Source organism: Pseudomonas aegrilactucae, assembly GCF_019168305.1.
GTDB lineage: Bacteria > Pseudomonadota > Gammaproteobacteria > Pseudomonadales > Pseudomonadaceae > Aquipseudomonas > Aquipseudomonas aegrilactucae.
Genome location: NZ_JAHTBI010000049.1, coordinates 13,564 through 31,598 on the forward strand (window position 1 = coordinate 13,564; position 18,035 = coordinate 31,598).

The 18,035-nt window shown below is 62.3% G+C and carries 21 protein-coding genes; 10 read left to right on the top strand and 11 right to left on the bottom strand.

What is annotated here, in order from left to right; all coding sequences use genetic code 11:
• Window positions 1-109 precede the first annotated feature (109 nt).
• From KUO17_RS14385 to KUO17_RS14395, 3 genes are read left to right on the top strand one after another with little or no spacing between them, the layout of a single operon-like run.
• The gene (locus tag KUO17_RS14385) at window positions 110-1,273 is read left to right on the top strand and encodes a two-component system sensor histidine kinase NtrB (protein WP_217976215.1); all 1,164 of its coding nucleotides are present in this window, start codon (window positions 110-112) and stop codon (window positions 1,271-1,273) included.
• A gap of 4 nt (window positions 1,274-1,277) precedes the next feature.
• Entirely contained in the window at window positions 1,278-2,723 is a 1,446-nt protein-coding gene (locus KUO17_RS14390) for an ATPase domain-containing protein (protein WP_217976290.1), read from the top strand.
• Between the two features lie 19 nt (window positions 2,724-2,742).
• Window positions 2,743-3,156, top strand: coding sequence for a response regulator (locus KUO17_RS14395; protein ID WP_217976216.1), 414 nt, complete (start codon window positions 2,743-2,745; stop codon window positions 3,154-3,156).
• Between the two features lie 49 nt (window positions 3,157-3,205).
• On the opposite strand, the gene csrA is transcribed toward KUO17_RS14395, so the two are convergent.
• From csrA to KUO17_RS14435, 8 genes are all read right to left on the bottom strand, one after another.
• Window positions 3,206-3,403 carry a carbon storage regulator CsrA gene (csrA, locus tag KUO17_RS14400; RefSeq protein ID WP_217976217.1) on the bottom strand — a complete coding sequence of 66 codons (198 nt, stop codon included), beginning with the start codon at window positions 3,401-3,403 and terminating at the stop codon, window positions 3,206-3,208.
• A 316-nt stretch (window positions 3,404-3,719) separates the two neighbouring features.
• The gene (locus KUO17_RS14405; protein ID WP_217976291.1) at window positions 3,720-4,754 is read right to left on the bottom strand and encodes a DNA topoisomerase IB; all 1,035 of its coding nucleotides are present in this window, start codon (window positions 4,752-4,754) and stop codon (window positions 3,720-3,722) included.
• Window positions 4,755-4,809: 55 nt separating this feature from the next.
• Window positions 4,810-5,898, bottom strand: coding sequence for a molybdenum ABC transporter ATP-binding protein (gene modC / locus KUO17_RS14410; protein WP_217976218.1), 1,089 nt, complete (start codon window positions 5,896-5,898; stop codon window positions 4,810-4,812).
• Between the two features lie 3 nt (window positions 5,899-5,901).
• Window positions 5,902-6,582 (bottom strand): molybdate ABC transporter permease subunit, encoded by a 681-nt coding sequence (gene modB / locus KUO17_RS14415; RefSeq protein WP_217976219.1) that lies wholly within the window; start codon window positions 6,580-6,582, stop codon window positions 5,902-5,904.
• On the bottom strand, window positions 6,582-7,334 hold the full coding sequence (gene modA, locus KUO17_RS14420; RefSeq protein WP_425274862.1) for a molybdate ABC transporter substrate-binding protein: 753 nt from the start codon (window positions 7,332-7,334) through the stop codon (window positions 6,582-6,584). Before modA ends, modB begins: the two co-directional genes overlap by 1 nt.
• An 84-nt stretch (window positions 7,335-7,418) precedes the next feature.
• A complete protein-coding gene (locus tag KUO17_RS14425) occupies window positions 7,419-8,492 on the bottom strand; it encodes an NAD(P)H-dependent flavin oxidoreductase (protein WP_217976221.1) in 1,074 nt (357 codons plus the stop codon).
• Between the two features lie 29 nt (window positions 8,493-8,521).
• Window positions 8,522-8,692: a hypothetical protein gene (locus KUO17_RS14430; protein ID WP_217976222.1), complete on the bottom strand. Its 171-nt coding sequence runs from the start codon at window positions 8,690-8,692 to the stop codon at window positions 8,522-8,524.
• A 3-nt stretch (window positions 8,693-8,695) separates the two neighbouring features.
• Complete coding sequence (locus KUO17_RS14435) at window positions 8,696-8,998, bottom strand: DUF1883 domain-containing protein (protein ID WP_217976223.1); 303 nt, start codon at window positions 8,996-8,998, stop codon at window positions 8,696-8,698.
• A 152-nt stretch (window positions 8,999-9,150) separates the two neighbouring features.
• Between KUO17_RS14435 and KUO17_RS14440 the strand changes: the two genes are divergently transcribed.
• From KUO17_RS14440 to ahpF, 7 genes are all read left to right on the top strand, one after another.
• A complete protein-coding gene (locus KUO17_RS14440; protein WP_217976224.1) occupies window positions 9,151-9,504 on the top strand; it encodes a hypothetical protein in 354 nt (117 codons plus the stop codon).
• Window positions 9,505-9,650: 146 nt separating this feature from the next.
• Complete coding sequence (locus tag KUO17_RS14445; RefSeq protein WP_217976225.1) at window positions 9,651-10,292, top strand: c-type cytochrome; 642 nt, start codon at window positions 9,651-9,653, stop codon at window positions 10,290-10,292.
• On the top strand, window positions 10,289-11,203 hold the full coding sequence (locus KUO17_RS14450) for a c-type cytochrome (RefSeq protein WP_217976226.1): 915 nt from the start codon (window positions 10,289-10,291) through the stop codon (window positions 11,201-11,203). Before KUO17_RS14445 ends, KUO17_RS14450 begins: the two co-directional genes overlap by 4 nt.
• Before the next feature lie 182 nt (window positions 11,204-11,385).
• On the top strand, window positions 11,386-12,225 hold the full coding sequence (gene galU, locus KUO17_RS14455; RefSeq protein ID WP_217976227.1) for a UTP--glucose-1-phosphate uridylyltransferase GalU: 840 nt from the start codon (window positions 11,386-11,388) through the stop codon (window positions 12,223-12,225).
• A gap of 419 nt (window positions 12,226-12,644) precedes the next feature.
• The gene (gene gorA, locus KUO17_RS14460; RefSeq protein WP_217976228.1) at window positions 12,645-14,000 is read left to right on the top strand and encodes a glutathione-disulfide reductase; all 1,356 of its coding nucleotides are present in this window, start codon (window positions 12,645-12,647) and stop codon (window positions 13,998-14,000) included.
• Between the two features lie 206 nt (window positions 14,001-14,206).
• Window positions 14,207-14,770 carry an alkyl hydroperoxide reductase subunit C gene (gene ahpC, locus KUO17_RS14465; protein ID WP_217976229.1) on the top strand — a complete coding sequence of 188 codons (564 nt, stop codon included), beginning with the start codon at window positions 14,207-14,209 and terminating at the stop codon, window positions 14,768-14,770.
• Window positions 14,771-14,889: 119 nt separating this feature from the next.
• Window positions 14,890-16,452, top strand: coding sequence for an alkyl hydroperoxide reductase subunit F (ahpF, locus tag KUO17_RS14470; RefSeq protein WP_217976230.1), 1,563 nt, complete (start codon window positions 14,890-14,892; stop codon window positions 16,450-16,452).
• Between the two features lie 98 nt (window positions 16,453-16,550).
• Here the strand turns inward: ahpF and KUO17_RS14475 are convergent, their stop codons facing one another.
• The 3 genes from KUO17_RS14475 to KUO17_RS14485 form a co-directional block, all read right to left on the bottom strand.
• The gene (locus KUO17_RS14475; protein WP_217976231.1) at window positions 16,551-16,799 is read right to left on the bottom strand and encodes a hypothetical protein; all 249 of its coding nucleotides are present in this window, start codon (window positions 16,797-16,799) and stop codon (window positions 16,551-16,553) included.
• A gap of 104 nt (window positions 16,800-16,903) precedes the next feature.
• On the bottom strand, window positions 16,904-17,425 hold the full coding sequence (gloA, locus tag KUO17_RS14480; RefSeq protein ID WP_217976232.1) for a lactoylglutathione lyase: 522 nt from the start codon (window positions 17,423-17,425) through the stop codon (window positions 16,904-16,906).
• A gap of 217 nt (window positions 17,426-17,642) precedes the next feature.
• Window positions 17,643-18,002 carry a histone-like nucleoid-structuring protein, MvaT/MvaU family gene (locus tag KUO17_RS14485; protein WP_217976233.1) on the bottom strand — a complete coding sequence of 120 codons (360 nt, stop codon included), beginning with the start codon at window positions 18,000-18,002 and terminating at the stop codon, window positions 17,643-17,645.
• Between the last annotated feature and the right edge of the window lie 33 nt (window positions 18,003-18,035).

Below are 18,035 nucleotides of genomic sequence, written 5' to 3' on the forward strand. Positions count from 1 at the left end.
GTGCGTCACGCCCGTCGTACCCGCACAGCCAGTTTGGTTCTTTCAGGGAATTGCCCGAGTTCCAGACTGTCTACCCTTCTATCGTCTTCTGCCGTGCCTGTGGTGTGTCATGGAATCTTCCGAGCGCTCCGACCTTCACTCCCTGCACGTCAGCCGCTATGAGCAACTGGTGCGCACGGTGGCGGACTACGCCATCTACATGCTTGACCTGGACGGTCATGTGGTGTCGTGGAATGTGGGCGCCGAACGCATCAAGGGTTACAGCGCCGATGAGGTCATCGGTCGGCATTTTTCGATGTTTTTCACCCCTCAGGATTGCGCCGACGGTCGGCCGGCGTGGCTGCTCAATCGCGCCTTGAGCACCGGCGGGGTGCAGGATGAAGGCTGGCGTCAGCGCAAGGACGGCACGCAGTTCTGGGCGCTGGCAGCGCTGGATGTCATTCGCGACGAGCAAGGCGCTGTCGTGGGGCTGGCAAAAATCACCCGCGACATCACCGACCGCCGCGAGGCGGCTCTGCAGCTGGATGCAATGCGCGCGCAGCTGTTCCAGGCGCAGAAGCTCGAAGCACTGGGCCAGTTGACCGGTGGCATGGCCCATGACTTCAACAACCTGCTGACCATTATCATCGGCTCGGCCAGGCTGGCCATGAATTCCAAGGACCCGCAGCGCACCCAGCGCCTGCTGCAGCATATCGTCGAGGCCGGCGAGCGGGGCAGCCAGGTGACGCAACAACTGCTGGGCTTTGCCCGACGCAAGGCACTCAGTGTCAGCCGGGTAAATGTCGAGGAACTGATCAGTTCCAGCCAGGCGTTGCTGTCGCAGGCGCTACCCGATGGCGTCGAGCTGGTCGTGCAGGTTGAACCCGACCTGTGCGCCGTCGAGGTGGATGCCAGCCAGTTGCAGATGGTGCTGCTCAACCTGATCTTCAATGCCCGCGACGCTATAGACAGCCCCGGGCGCATCGAGCTGCACGCGCGTAATCACCGGTTGCAGGGCGAGTGGGAAGGGCTGCAGGGCGATTTCGTGCTGATCAGCGTCAGCGACACCGGTCGTGGCATCGACCCCGCGGTGTTGCCGCGGATCTTCGAGCCGTTCTTCACCACCAAGGGCTTTGGCAAAGGCACCGGGCTCGGGCTGAGCCAGGTGTATGGTTTCGCCAGGCAGAGCGATGGCTGCATCAGGGTCGACAGCGAGCCGGGGCGCGGTACGTGCATGACCTTATGCCTGCCGATCGTGCCGAGCGCCGATTCCTACAACCAACATAACGGGTGATTGCATCGTGGAGCAGCTCAAACGTCTGGCAACGGGTATCGAGGGTCTGGATGAGCTGCTCAGGGGCGGCCTGATCGCAGGCTCATCCTATATCGTTCAGGGGCGCCCCGGTTCGGGCAAGACCATCATGGCCAACCAGTTGGCCTTCAACCATGTTGCCAGCGGGGGGCGGGTGCTGGTGGCGACGCTGTTGAGCGAGTCCCACGAGCGCCTGTTCCAGTACCTGTCGACCCTGAGTTTTTTCGAGGCCAGCACCATCGGCAACCAGATCCAGTTCCTGAGTGCATTCGACACGCTCGACAGCGAAGGGCTGGAAGCCGTGGTCAAGCTGCTGCGCGGTGAAATCGGCCGGCACAGTGCCACCTTGCTGATTATCGATGGCCTGCTCACCGCCCGCTCACGGGCCGAAACCGTGCTCGATACGAAAAAATTCATCGCTGAGTTGCAAGGCCATGCCGCCTTTGCCGGCTGTACCTTGCTGCTGCTCACCAGCTCGCGGCTGGACGAAAGCAGCCCCGAGCACACCATGGTCGATGGCGTGATCGAGCTTGGCGAGGACCTGCATGGTTCGCGTTCGGTGCGGCGTATCCAGTTGCTCAAGACGCGCGGTAGCGCCGCGCTTTCAGGGCGACACGAGTGTGAGATCACTGATCAGGGCTTGAAGGTCTACCCGCGCCTGGAGTCTCTCTACAGTCGCCCATCGAACCTGGGCAGTGAAGTGCTGACTCGTGTCGGCTCCGGCCTTGCCAGCCTCGACAGGCTGCTGGGCGGTGGCTTTCCCGGTGCCTCGGTGTCGCTGGTGATGGGGCCTTCAGGTATCGGCAAGACGTCCCTGGGGCTGAGCTTCCTGACCGGGGCCACGGCCGACGCGCCAGGCCTGCATTTCGGCTTTTACGAAACGCCGCAGCGCCTGCGCATCAAGGCGCAGGCCATTGGCATCGACCTGCCGGCGCTGGAGCGCAGTGGTGCGGTGCACCTGGCCTGGCAACCCACTACCGAGGGGCTGCTCGATGGCGTGGGCGCGCGGCTGCTGCAGCAGGTGCGTAAACACCGTATCAAGCGGGTGGTGATCGACAGCCTTGGCGCGATTGCCCGCGTCGCCACCAGCCAGGCGCGGCTCAACGAGTTCTTTCGGGCCCTGATGGGTGAATTGCGCGCCGCCGATGTAACGGTGCTGGCAACCTGGGAGATGCGTGACCTGTTCGGCTCCGAAATCAATGCCCCGGCCCCCGAGTTGTCGAGCATTGTCGACAACCTGATGCTGATGCGATTCGTCGAGATGGACTCGGCGCTCAAGCGCCTGCTGTCGATTCTCAAGGTGCGCGACAGCGACTACGACCCGGCCTTGCTGGAACTGGTGATCAGCTCGAGCGGCATTGACCTGAACAAGGCGTTTGGCCAGAGCACGGCGGTGATGTCGGGCACCCCATCGCCGGTGGACAAGTCATGAGCGCCGCAGGTCGGCTGCCATGAGCAGGATTCTGTTGGTGGATGACGAGTATCTGATTAGCGATATCCTGGGCTTTGCCCTGGAGGATGCGGGGTACGATGTCGAGAAAGCATCCAATGGCAAAAAGGCACTGCAACTGCTGAAGGAAGACCAGACGCTGCTGAAGGAAAACAAGGTGGTGCTGGTTATCACCGATTACATGATGCCGGTGATGAATGGGGAGGAGCTTGCCACTCAGGTTCGCGACGATGCCACCTTGAAGCACTTGCCGATTATTCTCATGAGTGGGGCGCAGGCTGACATTGGCAAGGACAAGCCGGCGTTGTTCAACGAGGTCGTTGCCAAGCCGTTCGATCTGAATGCGATGGTGGACACGGTCAGGAAGTTAATCGGTCCACCGCAGACGCCCCTGCAGACACCTGACCTGCACTAAGTCGGTGGTCAGAGACCAAGCGCATCCGTGCGACTCGATTCGGATTCATTTACCGCGGCTCGTCTCCTTTCTCCGGTGCCGGGCTACCAGCCTGGATACGCTTGTAGATCTCTTCACGGTGCACCTGTACATCTTTGGGCGCATCGATACCGATCCTCACTTGCATCCCCTTGACCCCTAGAATGGTGACCTTGATGTCATCATTGATGACGATGCTTTCGCCAACTTTGCGGGTGAGTATCAGCATGTACTTCTCCTTGGTAACTTGAATTGCCTGGCAGGCGGTCGCTGCACAGGCCGGGTGCGCGCGGTGGCACAGCCCTCTTTCCCTTTATTAAAGACGCATTCGGTGGAAAATAATTCCCCGATTACAAGATTCTGTTTTGGGTCTTTAGTCGCAGGTTCCGACTGGGCAGATGGGCATTTACGCACAACCGGTAATGCCCATGGACGCAAGCATAGGGGGCTTGAACGCATATGGGAAATTTCTCTGCTTGATGGGGTATATGTCTTTTGTCTATTGACCGATTGCATTGAAAAAGTAGGGTTATTTATAGTGCAAGTTAATGGTTATTGTTCGTATTCTCGCGTTGGAGCGCCATCAGAAAGCGCGCCAATGCCACTTCGGCCAGCTCCATGCGCTGGCGCGGGCGTGGCCGGGGCAACAGTGCCAGTTCGCCCAGCACGAAGCGTTCGAGCAATGCCGGGTGAATGTAGCTGCGCCGGCACACTGCGGGCGTGTTGCCCAGGCGGCGGGCAACCTGCTTGACCATGTCGACGATCTGCCGACGGGCTTCGGTTTCCGGCTGCCATTGCAGCTCGCGTAGCAGGTCCAGCGCCAGCGCGCTGCCGGCCCAGGTGCGGTAGTCCTTGGCGGTGAAGTCGGCACCGGTGAGTTGCTGCAGGTAGCCGTTGATATCTGCCGAGCCGATGGCATGGCACTGGCCTTCGGCGTCCTGCCACTGGAACAGGTGCTGGCCGGGCAGTTCCAGGCAGCGTTTGATGATGCGGGCCAGGCGCCTGTCCTTCAAGGTCACCTGATGCTCGATGCCGCTCTTGCCGCGAAAGCGAAAGCGGATCGCGCTGCCTTCGACCTGCACATGCCGGTTGCGCAGGGTGGTCAGCCCGTAGGAGCGATTGTCGCGGGCATACTGGCGGTTGCCTACGCGAATCAGCGTGGTGTCGAGCAGGCTGACCACCAGCGCCATGACTTTCTCGCGATCAAGGCCCGGGCGCGCCAGGTGTTCGTCAAGTTGCTTGCGCAGGCGGGGCAGGCGTTCGGCAAAGTCGAGCATACGTGCGTACTTGTGGCTGTCGCGTGATTCGCGCCAGTCGCGATGGTAGCGGTACTGCTTGCGCCCGCGCGCGTCCCGGCCGGTGGCCTGCAGATGGCCTTGCGGGTCGGCACAGATCCACACCTCGGTATAGGCCGGTGGAATCGCCAGCGCCTTGATGCGTGCCAGCGTAGTCGGGTCGGTGACCTTGTGTCCGCTGGCGTCAAGATAGGCAAAGTGTTTGCGCAGGCGGCGTCGGTGAAACCCTGGCTGTGTGTCGTCCACGTAGTGCAGGCTGCTGGGCAGTGCTGGCAGGTCGTCGATCATGCTGGGCGCTTGCGAGTGGGCTCTGACGTTGGACCGCAGCGGCCCGCGCAAGTTAGCCCAGCAACGCCACGGATTTGATCTGCGCCCACAGCTGCTGCCCCGGGTGCAACTGCAACTGATCGCACGAATAACGCGTGACCCTGGCCAGCAAGGCGGTGCCGTCGGCGTCCAGGCTGACCATCATCTGGGCCGGGTTGTCGCTGGTGCGCAGCCCGCACACCTGCACTGGCAAGCGATTGAGAATGCTCGTGCGGCTGTCCTCGACCAGGCTCAGGCTGACGTCGCGTGCCTGGACCTTGACCCGCAGGCGCTCACCCGGCGCCACCGCCTCGTGGGTCAGGCGCAGTGTCAACGCGCTGCCGGGCAGGTGCAGGTCGAGCAACTGATAGGCGCTGTCGTAGTCGCCTACACGGCCTTCGATGACCACCCCGGCATCTTCCTGCAGGGCCAGCGGCAGGTCGAGTCGGGCCAGGGTCTGGCTGATCGGGCCGCTGGCCTGCACCGTGCCCTGTTCGAGCACCACCAGGTGGTCGGCCAGGCGCGCCACTTCCTCCTGTGCGTGGCTGACATAGATCAGCGGGATCTGCAGTTCGTCATGCAGGCGTTCGAGGTACGGCAGGATCTCGCGCTTGCGCGGCCCGTCGAGGGCGGCCAGCGGCTCGTCCATCAGCAGCACCCGCGGGCTGGTCAGCAACGCACGGGCAATGCCTACGCGCTGGCGCTCGCCACCGGACAATGTGTCGGGCCGGCGTTCGAGCAGGTGACGGATACCCAGCAGTTCGCACGCGTGCTCCAGGCCGACCTGGCGTTGCGCAGCGGGGATGCGCCGCCAGCCGAAGGTCAGGTTGGCCTGCACATTCAGGTGCGGGAACAGGCTGGCTTCCTGAAACACATAGCCGATCGGGCGCTGGTGCGGCGGCATGAAGTACTGGCGTGCGGAGTCTTGCCATACCTCGCCATTGACCTCGATGTAAGCCTTGTCGGCACGTTCCAGGCCTGCCAGGCAGCGCAGGCAGGTGGTCTTGCCCGAGCCTGAATGGCCGAACAGGGCGCTCACGCCCCGCCCGGGCAGTTGCAGGTCGACGTCCAGCCGGAAATCGCTGAAGGCCACCTGCAGGCGCGCCTGGATCCCTGTACTCATCGATCAGCTCCAGCCCGGCTTGCCGCGCCGGCTGGCGTACAGCGCCAGCAGCACGAGGAACGAGAACACCAGCATGGCGCCGGCCAGCCAGTGCGCCTGCAGGTATTCCATGGCTTCGACATGGTCGAAGATCTGTACCGACACCACGCGGGTCTTGTCGGGAATGTTGCCGCCAATCATCAACACCACACCGAACTCGCCGACGGTGTGGGCAAAACCCAGGATGCTGGCGGTGATGAAGCCGGGGCGTGCCAGTGGCAGCACCACGCTGAAAAAAGTGTCCCAGGGGCTGGCCCGCAAGGTGGCCGCGACTTCCAGCGGGCGCTCGCCGATGGCACTGAAGGCATTTTGCAGGGGCTGCACCACAAACGGCATGGAGTACACCACCGAGCCGATCACCAGGCCGCTGAAGCTGAACACCACGGTGCCCAGGCCCAGCGCCTGGGTAGCCTGGCCGATCCAGCCATGCGGGCCGAGGGCCAGCAGCAGATAGAAGCCGATGACCGTCGGTGGCAGCACCAGCGGCAGTGCCACGAGCGCGCCGATCGGCCCGCGCAGCCAGGAGCGCGTGCGCGCCAGCCACCAGGCGATCGGGGTGCCTATCAGCAGCAGGATCAACGTGGTCAGCGACGCCAGCTTGAACGTCAGCCAGATGGCGTCGAGGTCGCTGGCGTCCAGGGGCATCAGCGTTCGTAGCCGTACGACTTGATCACGGCGGCGGCTTTGGGGCCCTTGAGGTAGTCAACCAGTGCCTTGGCCGCTTTGCTGTCCTTGCCCTTTTCGAGGATCACCGCGTCCTGCTTGATCGGGTCGTGCAGGTTGGCCGGCACGATCCACGCCGAGCCGTTGCTGACCTTGCCGTCCTTGTAGATCTGCGAGAGGGCGACAAAACCCAGTTCGGCATTGCCAGTGGAGACGAACTGGAACGCCTGGGTGATGTTCTGCCCTTCGACGATCTTGGCCCTGGTCGCCTCGGTCAACTTCAGCTTGTCCAGCACTTGAGTCGCTGCCAGGCCGTAAGGCGCAGCCTTGGGGTTGGCGATCGACAGGTGCTGGTACTGGTTCTTCTTCAGGACTTGGCCCTTGTCATCGACATAGCCTTCTTTGGGCGACCACAGCGCCAGGGTGCCGATGGCGTAGGTGAAGCGCGAGCCCTTGACGGTGTCGCCTTCGTTCTCGAGCTTTTCGGGCGTGCTGGCGTCGGCCGACAGGAACACCTCGAACGGCGCGCCATGCTTGATTTGCGCGTAGAACTGCCCGGTGGCGCCGAAGGACGCAACCAGCGTGTGGCCGGTATCTTTCTCGAAGTCCTGGGCAATGGCCTGGATCGGCGCGGTGAAGTTGGCCGCGACGGCGACCTGGACCTCATCGGCCCATGCGCTGTTGAGTGTCAGCAGGCTGAACAGGGCGGTCAAGGCAAAGCGAGGGGCGCGCATACTCATCAAACAGCTCCATGGGCGTGGGATAATCGTTATGTACTGGAATATATAGCGATTGCCCGACAAACGGGAAGAGCTGTTTCAGCGCGCCAGCAGCGCAAGGGTAGTTTGAGCCAGGTGCCGGGTCAGCTCGGCGGCCGGCAGCTCGCGGCCCAGGCGCAGGGCCTGGCCTGACCAGAGATTGCTGAAATCGCTGTTGCCCTGGGGTTCACTGATTGCGCGGATCGGCATCAAGGCTCCGCCCGCCAGGGGGAACGCCGGCGCCAGCGGGCTCATCGGCCCCAGCTCGCGCATGATCCGGGTGCTGATGCCGCGCGCCGGGCGCCCGGTAAACAGGTTGGTCAGGGCGGTTTCGCTGGCCTGGGCGCTGCGCAGTGCCTGGCGGTGCGCGGACGAGATCTTCGCCTCCGGGCAGAACAGGTAGGCGGTACCCAGTTGCACCGCCGAGGCACCCAGCGCGAAGGCGGCGGCAATGCCACGTGCATCGCCGATGCCGCCGGCCGCGATCACCGGCAGGCGGACCGCATCGGCGACCTGCGGTACCAGTGCCAGGGTGCCGATCTGGGTATTGAGGTCGTCGCTCAGGAACATGCCGCGATGGCCACCTGCCTCGTAGCCCATGGCGATGATCGCATCGCAGCCATGCTGCTCCAGCCATACGGCTTCGGCTACCGTGGTGGCGCTGGACAGTACCTTGGCACCGCTGGCCTTGACCCGTGCCAGCAGGTCGGGGTGTGGCAGGCCGAAGTGAAAGCTGACCACGGCGGGCCTGAATGCTTCGATCAGCGCGCAACCGGCTTCGTCGAACGGCGCACGGTTGGACACCGGCGTGGCGGCGTCGACGTCTGCGCCGACTTGCTCGTAGTAGGGGCGCAATGCCTGCTTCCAGCGCGCGGCACGCTCGGCATCCGCGGCTGGCGGCTGGTGGCAGAAGAAATTCACGTTCAGCGGGCCACGGCTTGCCTGCTGGAAGGCTTCCAGCTCCAGGCGCAGTTGCTCGGCGTTGAGCATCGCGCCGGGCAGCGCACCCAGGCCACCTGCATTGCTCACGGCGATGGCCATGGCCGAACCGCTGGCACCCGCCATGGGCGCCTGCAGGATCGGCACCTCGATGCCCAGCAGGTCAAGGATTCGGTGGTCCGGCCATTGGCTCATCGGGGTGCTCCTGTGCGGTGTGCGTGGGGTTACAGCGCCTTGCTGACCTTGATGTCGGTGATCTTGTCGAGATCATCGCCGTGCAGCTTGCGCAGGGCGTCGTTGACCTGTTCAGGGGTATCGCTGCTCAGTTGCGCGAAGTCGAAACGACGCTCGCCGTCGAGTTTGTACTTGATGACGTACTTGGTGGTCTGGCTCATGGCTTATCTCAGTTTCGACGACGAGCGGCGGATGATCTTGACGGTATGGGTGAAGGTCGGCTTGGTCACGGCTGACAGTGCGCGCGGGCCCACGGTATCGATAGTGATGTTCCAGAATCCGTCGCTGGGCACGGTGATCTTCGCCGGGAAGTCGACAAAGGCGCCGCCGTGGTACGTGTGCCGGCCGCCGTTCTTGAAGCTGCGGAAGTTGGCATCGTTCATCAGCCGGATATTGCAGCGCTGGGAGCAGTGGATGACGACAATATCGTCTTCATTGAGGTGCTCGCGCTGGTGTACGAATTTCATGTCGCTCTCCGCAAGGGATCTTTTGGCAAATCAAAACGATAGCACGATGTCGGTTACACTGTCGGCCTTAGTGCCTGGCCAAGGATAAAACTGCCAATCAAGGGAGCAAAACGGCCCTGGCACGGTCAGATGATCTTTATGGAGGGGTAGCGATGAAATGGGTTGTACCAGCGCTGGCAGTTGCGCTGACCGGTTGTGCCAATGTCGCCGACATCGAACAGAGCCCGGAGACCATGAGCGTGATCTCGGGCAAGTCGCCGCGCGAGTTTGCCAGCTGCGTTCAGGAGCGCCTGGCCGACAGCCGCGGGCCGCTGACCATCGAGGAGCAGGGCAACGGGCTGCGCGTGATCGTGCCGCAGAAACTGTCCGACAAGTCGCCCGCGGCGGTGCTGGAGATCAGCCAGCGCTCCAGCGGCAGTGCCATCAAGGTGCATGAGCGGTTGAGCAATTTTCCGTTGCGCCCAGGCGATGTGAAGGGCGCTGCTACCTGGTGTATTTCCAAGTAGTGGTCTGACGCTGCGTAACGATTCAGGGAGTTTTCCTACATTTTTCACCGTCGAGCCCGCGTTGTCGTGCTGGACGAATAGGCCTACTATTCGTGGGCTTATGCGTTATAAGCCTAAGCTTATAGCTGGAAAAATGGAGCCCCGTGATGATCCCACTGGATCGAGTCCTGCTGAGCAGCCTGCTGGTTTTCGTCGCGCAGCTCGCTACGGCCGCCGATGGCCAGAAAATCTTCACCCAGGGTGGGCAAAATCCTGCCGCCCTGGCGTGCATGGGTTGCCATGGCCCGGACGGGCTGGGGCTGGCGGCTGCCGGCTTCCCGCGCCTGGCCGGCCTGCCCGCGGCCTACCTGAGCAAACAGCTCGCAGACTTTCGTGACGGCAGCCGCAGGCAGCCGATCATGCAGCCGCTGGCCCAGGCCCTGAGCGACGCCGAGATCAGTGCGATCAGCGCGACCCTTGCCGCCATGCCGGTTGCAGCTACCCCCGATGCCCGTCGCCAGCAGATGGCAACCGACCCTGTGCAGTCCCTGGCGCTTTACGGTGACTGGAGCCGTGGCATCCCAGGCTGCGTACAGTGTCATGGGCCGGGCGGTGTCGGCGTCGGTGAACATTTCCCGCCGCTGGCTCACCAGCCGGCCGGGTACCTGGCCGGCCAACTCAACGCCTGGCGTGACGGCAGCCGTCGCAACGACCCCAATCAGCTGATGGTGGGCATCGCCAAGGCCTTGAGTGAGGATGAGGTCAATGGCGTGGCCGAGTACTTCTCCAGGCAGGAGGTGGCCCAATGATCCGCCTGTTGTCTATCGCCATGGCCATGAGCGTTGGCTATGCCCCGGCGGCGCCTGTCGCGATGGAAGATCAGTCTCAGCTCAAGGTTGCGCCCCAGGGTACGCCCGCACGTTTCAGGCCCCCGGCCGAGCGCGAGCTGCCAGACAATGCTTACGGAAAAATGGTGCGCGAAGGCTATGCGCTGTTCGTCGACACCCGGCGTCTGGCGCCTGACTATGTGGGTAACGGCCTCAATTGCAGCAACTGCCACCTGGATCAGGGCCGCCTGGCGCACTCGGCGCCGCTGTGGGCGGCTTACCCGATGTACCCGGCCTATCGAAGGAAGAACAACAAGGTCAACACCTTTGCCGAGCGTATCCAGGGCTGTTTCCAGTTCAGCATGAACGGCACGCCACCGGCCGCCGACAGCCCTGAGATGACGGCCTTGTCGGTGTATGCCTACTGGTTGGCGAGCAAGGCACCACTGGGCGTAGAGAGCCCCGGACGTGGCTACCCGGAGGTTGACCGGCCTGCGCAAGGGTACGACCTCAAGCGTGGCGCGCAGCTCTACCAGCAGCAGTGTGCGATCTGCCATGGTGACAATGGCCAGGGTCAGAAGGTAGCCCAGGACTACGTGATGCCGCCTCTGTGGGGCAAGGATTCGTACAACTGGGGCGCCGGGATGCACCGGATCAACACGGCAGCCTCGTTCATCAAGCACAATATGCCACTGGGCAAGCCTGGCAGCCTGAGCGACCAGCAAGCCTGGGACGTGGCCGCCTACGTCAATGCCCATGAACGGCCTCAAGACCCGCGCCTGGTGGACGGGTCGGTGGAAAAGACCCGGCTCAGGTTCCACGCCGACGATGGCGTGAACCTGTACGGGCAGACGATTGACGGGGTGCTGATCGGGCAGGGCACTGCGCCCTGAGGTGAGCGCCGTTCGGCAGAGGGAGGGGCCTGCAATGGCATTATTTGCAGGTTGCGGGAACTAACTACACTGAGTTTTCTCTATCATCCAATCGGCCAAGCTCGGGCGGGGCATTGTAAGGTGACCGCCGCCTGATTAGACTGCGCCGAATTCGTACAGCACAGCCCTTGTTAAGGACGTTTATGATCAAGAAATGCTTGTTCCCGGCAGCCGGTTACGGCACCCGCTTCCTGCCAGCAACCAAAGCCATGCCCAAGGAAATGCTGCCAGTGGTGAACAAGCCACTGATCCAGTACGGCGTTGAAGAAGCGCTGGACGCTGGGTTGAACGAAATCTCCATCGTCACCGGTCGCGGCAAGCGCGCACTGGAAGACCATTTTGACATCAGCTACGAGCTGGAAAACCAGATCAAGGGCACCGACAAGGAAAAGTACCTGGTCGGTATCCGCAAGCTGCTCGACGAGTGCTCGTTCTCCTACACCCGTCAGACCGAAATGAAAGGCCTGGGCCACGCGATCCTGACCGGCCGCCCATTGATCGGCGATGAGCCGTTTGCCGTGGTGCTGGCGGATGACCTGTGCGTCAACCTCGAAGGCGATGGCGTGCTCAAGCAGATGGTAAAGCTGTACAAGCAGTACCGCTGCACCATCGTGGCGATCATGGAAGTGGATCCACAGGAAACCAGCAAGTACGGTGTGATCGCCGGTGACCTGATTGGCGATGACCTGTACCGTGTGCGTAACATGGTCGAGAAGCCAAAGCCTGAAGATGCTCCGTCGAACCTGGCGATCATCGGCCGCTACATCATGACCCCGGACATCTTCAAGCTGATCGAAGAGACCGAGCCGGGCAAGGGCGGTGAGATCCAGATCACCGACGCACTGATGAAGCAGGCCCAGGATGGCTGCGTGATTGCCTACAAGTTCAAGGGCAAGCGTTTCGACTGCGGCGGCGCCGAGGGTTACATCGACGCGACCAACTTCTGCTTCGAGAACTTCTACAAGACTGGCAAGGCTTACTGAGTTCGCTCAGCCTGTCGCGTCACAAAGCCACCTTCGGGTGGCTTTTTTGTTGTGCGCCAGGCATGGCGCGTTGCGCGTTAGCGCAACCCGTTTGGCTGTGGTGGCTGAATGGGTGACTTGGAGGTGAAAGCCCTCTACACACCCGGCAAGGGGAAGTGTTAGCCAGAGGCAAGGGTGTCGCAGGCGACTGCGAATCTGAAGGAAGCCCGAGGCAAAATGCTGGCCTGACGAACAGGAAGCGGATTAGGCGGCGCAGCGGGGTGAGGCGGGAACAATCGCTAAAGCCCGATACTTGCACGGAACGCTGTGACGTAAACCGTACGCACGGTGGTGTGAGAGGACGGCGGGTGTGAACCCGCCTCCTACTCGATTATGGCCGTGCCCGGCGTTATGCTGGCGGCCTGCCAAGGAGACTGATAATGGCCTACGATTTTGATCTGTTCGTGATTGGCGCCGGTTCCGGCGGTGTGCGCGCTGCGCGCTTCGCTGCCGGCTTCGGGGCAAACGTGGCGGTGGTCGAAAGCCGCTACCTGGGCGGTACCTGCGTCAATGTCGGTTGCGTACCGAAAAAGCTGCTGGTGTACGGCGCGCATTTTGCCGATGACTTCGAGCAGGCGGCAGGCTACGGCTGGTCGCTGGAAGACGCGCAGTTCGACTGGGGGCAACTGATCGCCAACAAGAACCGCGAGATCGAGCGGCTCAACGGCATCTACCGCAACCTGCTGGTCAACAGTGGCGTGACCCTGCTCGAAGGCCACGGTCGCCTCACCGGGCCTCATGAGGTGGAGGTCGACGGCACGCGCTACAGCGCCAGGAACATCCTCATCGCCACTGGTGGCTGGCCGCAGATCCCGGAGATCCCCGGGCGCGAGCTGGCGATCAGTTCCAACGAGGCGTTCTACCTCAAGACATTGCCCAAGCGGGTACTGGTGGTGGGCGGCGGCTACATCGCGGTGGAGTTTGCCGGGATCTTCCAGGGTCTGGGGGCTGCGACCACCTTGCTCTACCGTGGCGACCTGTTCCTGCGTGGCTTTGATGGTGCAGTGCGTACGCACCTGAAGGAAGAGCTGGAAAAACGCGGCCTGGACCTGCAGTTCAACAGTGATATCCAGCGCATCGACCAGCAGGCCGATGGCAGCCTTAAGGCCACCCTCAAGGATGGACGCGAGCTGGTTGCAGATTGTGTGTTCTACGCCACCGGGCGTCGGCCGATGCTCGACAACCTGGGGCTGGAAAACACCGAGGTGCAGTTGGACACGCGCGGCTTTGTGCAGGTCAACGACCAGTACCAGACCGACGAGCCGTCGATCCTGGCCATTGGTGACGTGATTGGCCGGGTGCAGCTTACGCCGGTGGCACTGGCCGAAGGCATGGCCGTGGCCCGTCGGCTGTTCAAGCCGGAGCAGTACCGCCCGGTGGACTACCAGAACATCCCGACCGCTGTGTTCAGCCAGCCGCCGATCGGCACTGTGGGGTTGACCGAAGAGCAGGCCCTGGAGGCGGGGCACAAGGTGCAGGTCTTCGAAAGCCGTTTCCGGCCGATGAAGCTGACCCTGACCGAGGTGCAGGAAAAGACCCTGATGAAGCTGGTGGTCGATGCCGACACCGACCGCGTGCTGGGTTGCCACATGGTCGGCCCGGATGCGGGCGAGATCATCCAGGGCCTGGGCATCGCGCTCAAGGCCGGGGCCACCAAGCAGCAGTTCGACGAGACCATTGGCGTGCACCCGACAGCGGCCGAAGAGTTCGTGACCCTGCGTACGCCTACGCGCTAAGCGGTGTACCCATCGCGGGTCAAGCCCGTTCCCACCGTGTGTGGGGGCGGGCTTGACCCGCGATTGCATCAACATAAATCTTCTATCGATACTTGGCTTTATAGCCAAAACCAATCATCAGCATCAGCTTTGCCAATGAGCGCTATCGGCGATGAATGGTTAGGATTCTCCCATCAAGTTTTTCAACCCCTGAAGGAGAGTCACAGATGCCTATCATCAACAGCCAGGTCAAACCGTTCAACGCTACCGCCTACCACAATGGTGAATTCGTTCCAGTTTCCGACGCAGACCTGAAAGGCAAATGGTCCGTGGTGTTCTTCTACCCGGCCGACTTCACTTTCGTCTGCCCGACCGAGCTGGGCGACCTGGCCGACAACTACGCCGAATTCAAGAAGCTGGGCGTGGAAATCTACGGCGTCTCGACCGACACCCACTTCACCCACAAAGCCTGGCACGACACCTCGGACACCATCGGCAAGATCCAGTACCCGCTGATCGGCGACCCGACCCACGTTATCGCGCGCAACTTCGATGTGCTGATCGAAGAAGCCGGTCTGGCCGATCGCGGCACCTTCGTGATCAACCCGGAAGGTCAGATCAAGATCGTCGAACTCAACGACGGTGGTGTGGGTCGTGACGCCAGCGAGCTGCTGCGCAAGGTCAAGGCTGCCCAGTACGTCGCTGCTCACCCAGGCGAAGTCTGCCCGGCCAAGTGGAAAGAAGGCGAAGCCACTCTGGCGCCATCGCTGGATCTGGTCGGCAAGATCTAAGACCGTGAACCTGTCGAGGGCGGGCCACCGCACCTGATGGTTGTCCCGCCCCGCAAAACGCCCGGGCGAATCTGCCCGGGCGTTGTTTTTTCTACCGTTTGAAAAAAGGAATCGCCCGTATGTTGGACGCCACGCTTAAAGCTCAGTTGAAAACCTACCTGGAGCGGGTCACTCAGCCGATCGAGATCGTTGCCTCCCTGGACGACGGTGCGAAGTCCCGCGAACTGCACGACCTGCTGCGGGAAATCGCCAGCCTGTCGAACCTGATTACCCTGCGCGAGGACGGCGTCGATGCGCGTCGCCCGTCGTTCTCGCTCAACCGCCCCGGCGCCGATATCAGCCTGCGCTTTGCCGGCATCCCCATGGGGCACGAATTCACCTCGCTGGTACTGGCGCTGCTGCAAGTCGGCGGTCATCCCTCCAAGGCGAGCGCCGAGCTGATCGAACAGATCGCCGGGCTCAAGGGTGAGTTCAACTTCGAAACCTACTTCTCGCTGTCGTGCCAGAACTGCCCGGACGTGGTCCAGGCGTTGAACCTGATGGCGGTGCTCAACCCCAATGTGCGCCATGTTGCCATCGACGGCGCGTTGTTCCAGGCTGAGGTCGAGGCACGCCAGGTGATGGCGGTGCCCAGCGTCTACCTCAATGGCGCGGTGTTCGGTCAGGGCCGCATGGGCCTGGAAGAGATCGTCGCCAAGCTCGACACCGGCACCCGCGAGCGCCAGGCCGAGAAACTCAATGCCAAGGATGCTTTCGACGTGCTGGTGGTCGGCGGTGGCCCTGCCGGCGCGGCAGCGGCGATCTATGCTGCACGCAAAGGCATCCGTACCGGCGTGGCGGCCGAACGCTTCGGCGGCCAGGTGCTCGACACCATGGCCATCGAGAACTTCATTTCGGTGCAGGAAACCGAAGGGCCGAAGTTGGCCATGGCGCTGGAAGAGCACGTCAAGCAGTACGACGTCGACATCATGAACCTGCAGCGCGCCGATGCGCTGGTGCCTGGCCTGGACGGCGCCCTGCACGAAGTACGCCTGGCCAGTGGCGCCACCCTCAAGGCCAGGACCGTGATCCTGGCCACCGGTGCGCGCTGGCGTGAAATGAACGTACCCGGTGAAAAAGAGTACCGCAGCCGTGGGGTGGCGTACTGCCCGCACTGCGATGGGCCGCTGTTCAAGGGCAAGCGCACCGCCGTGATCGGCGGGGGCAACTCGGGGGTCGAGGCCGCCATCGACCTGGCCGGCATTGTCGCCCATGTGACGCTGATCGAGTTCGACAGTCAGTTGCGTGCCGATGCGGTACTGCAGCGCAAGCTGCACAGCCTGCCTAACGTGACGGTGATCACCCGTGCGCTGACCACCGAGGTGCTGGGCGATGGCCAGAAGGTCAGCGGGCTGCGTTACAAGGACCGCAGCACCGATACGCTGCATGACATCGGGCTGGAAGGCATCTTTGTGCAGATCGGCCTGTTGCCCAACACCGACTGGCTCAAGGGTACGGTGGAGCTGTCGCCGCGTGGCGAGATCATTGTCGATGCACGTGGCCAGACCAACGTGCCAGGTGTGTTCGCAGCGGGTGACGTGACCACGGTGCCGTACAAGCAGATCGTGATTGCGGTAGGTGAGGGCGCCAAGGCGTCGCTGGCGGCGTTCGACCACTTGATCCGTACCTCGGCGCCGGCCTGACGAAGCGTCGTCGGCTGTACAAGCCGGCGTTGCCGGCGAATGGCCGCACAGCAACCCGAAAGCCCTGACAGGTCAACCTGTCAGGGCTTTTTCATTGCTTATTCAAATAATGAACCGCCTTTGTCCAGCTGCTGGTCAACCAGTGACTTGCCGAGCGCGATCGACGCGCGCTGGGCGTTTTCCAGGTCAGCCAGAAACAGGGGGGCGTGAGCGCAGAGTCGTCGGGTGCTGTGCTTTTCAGGGCTGGTGATGCGACAGCCTACCTCGAACGGCAGGGGGATGCCGGCATGCGGCACGACGTTGGCGGTGACGGTGTAGTTGCGATGGACACATTGAAGGGATTGCATGAGCACTACCTCGCTGTGGTTGCTTCAACCGGTAACGGGTCCGGTATAGCACATCGAGGCGGCGAAGGGGCACGCGCCGACGAGCGCGCACCCTGCGCCAGGCTTCAGAGTTCAGTCGGCTGAATGATCTCGACCCAGTAATCGTCCGGGTCCTTGATGAATGCCAGGTGCTTCATGCGGCCATCGCTCAAGCGTTTCTGGAAGGTGACGCCCAGTTGCTCGAAGCGCTCGCAGGCTGCGCGAATGTCCGGCACCGCGATGCAGATGTGGCCAAAGCCGCGCGGGTCGGTGTTGCCGTTGTGGTAGGCGAAGGCCGGGTCGTTTTCGGTGCCGTGGTTATGGGTCAGCTCGAGGATGCCCGGGATCGACTTCATCCACTCGGTACGTTTGGCCGCGTCGGCCGGGATCTGCGCCTTGTCGACCAGTGCCAGGAAGTACAGGCTGAACTCGGCTTCGGCAAAATCACGCTTTTCCACCAGGCTGAAGCCCAGTACACGGGTGTAGAAATCCAGGGACTTGGCGACGTCCTTGACCCGCAGCATGGTGTGGTTGAACACGAAGTTGTGGGTCGCGGCATCCGGTTGCGCGGTGACGCCGGGAAGGGTGTCGAAATCTTGCAGGCTCATGGGCACTCCGCAGATAGGGCTGACGATCGGCACGCCAGCAAAACAGTAGAGGGCAATGATACGGAACTGAAGCGATTGCGCAAACGATTTGCGCCCCGTCGGCCGAGCCAGACGGGGCGCAAGAATTAGAAGCCCGCCGAAGCGGGCGTATGGGGCGCTAATCCTTTAGCAGCCTTTATCCTGAGCCAGCCGATGTGAAAAAAGTGTGAAGTTATTGTCAGTGTTTCAACCAGCTGTCAACGGTCTGCGCACCGTACTCCTGTTTCCAGGCCTTGAGCCCATGGTGGTTGCCGCCCTTGGTTTCGATACGCTCGCCGGTGTGCGGGTTTTCATAGACTTTGACCACCCGCGCACGGCGCGTCTTGGGCACGCTCTGCGGGCGTCGAGCGCTAGCGCCAGGGTCGAGAATATCGATGATTTCGCGCAGGCCCTTGTCGTACTTTTTCATCAGGGCGACAAGTTTCTGCTCGAATTCGATTTCACGCTTGAGGCCGGAATCTTTTTTCAGTGCCTCCAGTTGTAAGAGCTGTTCCTGAAGGGCTTTTTCAGCAGCACGAAACTCTGCAAGTCTGGACACTGTCGTTTCTCCTGGTGGTCGGTAGTGGTCGCG

Bases quoted from the DNA above. Each gene is read 5' to 3' on its own strand.
- modC (WP_217976218.1), bottom strand. From the start codon at position 5,898: ATGAGTACAGGGATCCAGGCGCGCCTGCAGGTGGCCTTCAGCGATTTC.
- ahpC (WP_217976229.1), top strand. From the start codon at position 14,207: ATGCCTATCATCAACAGCCAGGTCAAACCGTTCAACGCTACCGCCTAC.
- galU (WP_217976227.1), top strand. From the start codon at position 11,386: ATGATCAAGAAATGCTTGTTCCCGGCAGCCGGTTACGGCACCCGCTTC.
- KUO17_RS14425 (WP_217976221.1), bottom strand. From the start codon at position 8,492: ATGAGCCAATGGCCGGACCACCGAATCCTTGACCTGCTGGGCATCGAG.
- modA (WP_425274862.1), bottom strand. From the start codon at position 7,334: ATGCGCGCCCCTCGCTTTGCCTTGACCGCCCTGTTCAGCCTGCTGACA.
- KUO17_RS14475 (WP_217976231.1), bottom strand. From the start codon at position 16,799: ATGCAATCCCTTCAATGTGTCCATCGCAACTACACCGTCACCGCCAAC.
- KUO17_RS14440 (WP_217976224.1), top strand. From the start codon at position 9,151: ATGAAATGGGTTGTACCAGCGCTGGCAGTTGCGCTGACCGGTTGTGCC.
- gloA (WP_217976232.1), bottom strand. From the start codon at position 17,425: ATGAGCCTGCAAGATTTCGACACCCTTCCCGGCGTCACCGCGCAACCG.
- KUO17_RS14445 (WP_217976225.1), top strand. From the start codon at position 9,651: ATGATCCCACTGGATCGAGTCCTGCTGAGCAGCCTGCTGGTTTTCGTC.
- KUO17_RS14435 (WP_217976223.1), bottom strand. From the start codon at position 8,998: ATGAAATTCGTACACCAGCGCGAGCACCTCAATGAAGACGATATTGTC.
- KUO17_RS14450 (WP_217976226.1), top strand. From the start codon at position 10,289: ATGATCCGCCTGTTGTCTATCGCCATGGCCATGAGCGTTGGCTATGCC.
- modB (WP_217976219.1), bottom strand. From the start codon at position 6,582: ATGCCCCTGGACGCCAGCGACCTCGACGCCATCTGGCTGACGTTCAAG.
- csrA (WP_217976217.1), bottom strand. From the start codon at position 3,403: ATGCTGATACTCACCCGCAAAGTTGGCGAAAGCATCGTCATCAATGAT.
- KUO17_RS14430 (WP_217976222.1), bottom strand. From the start codon at position 8,692: ATGAGCCAGACCACCAAGTACGTCATCAAGTACAAACTCGACGGCGAG.
- KUO17_RS14385 (WP_217976215.1), top strand. From the start codon at position 110: ATGGAATCTTCCGAGCGCTCCGACCTTCACTCCCTGCACGTCAGCCGC.
- gorA (WP_217976228.1), top strand. From the start codon at position 12,645: ATGGCCTACGATTTTGATCTGTTCGTGATTGGCGCCGGTTCCGGCGGT.
- ahpF (WP_217976230.1), top strand. From the start codon at position 14,890: ATGTTGGACGCCACGCTTAAAGCTCAGTTGAAAACCTACCTGGAGCGG.
- KUO17_RS14395 (WP_217976216.1), top strand. From the start codon at position 2,743: ATGAGCAGGATTCTGTTGGTGGATGACGAGTATCTGATTAGCGATATC.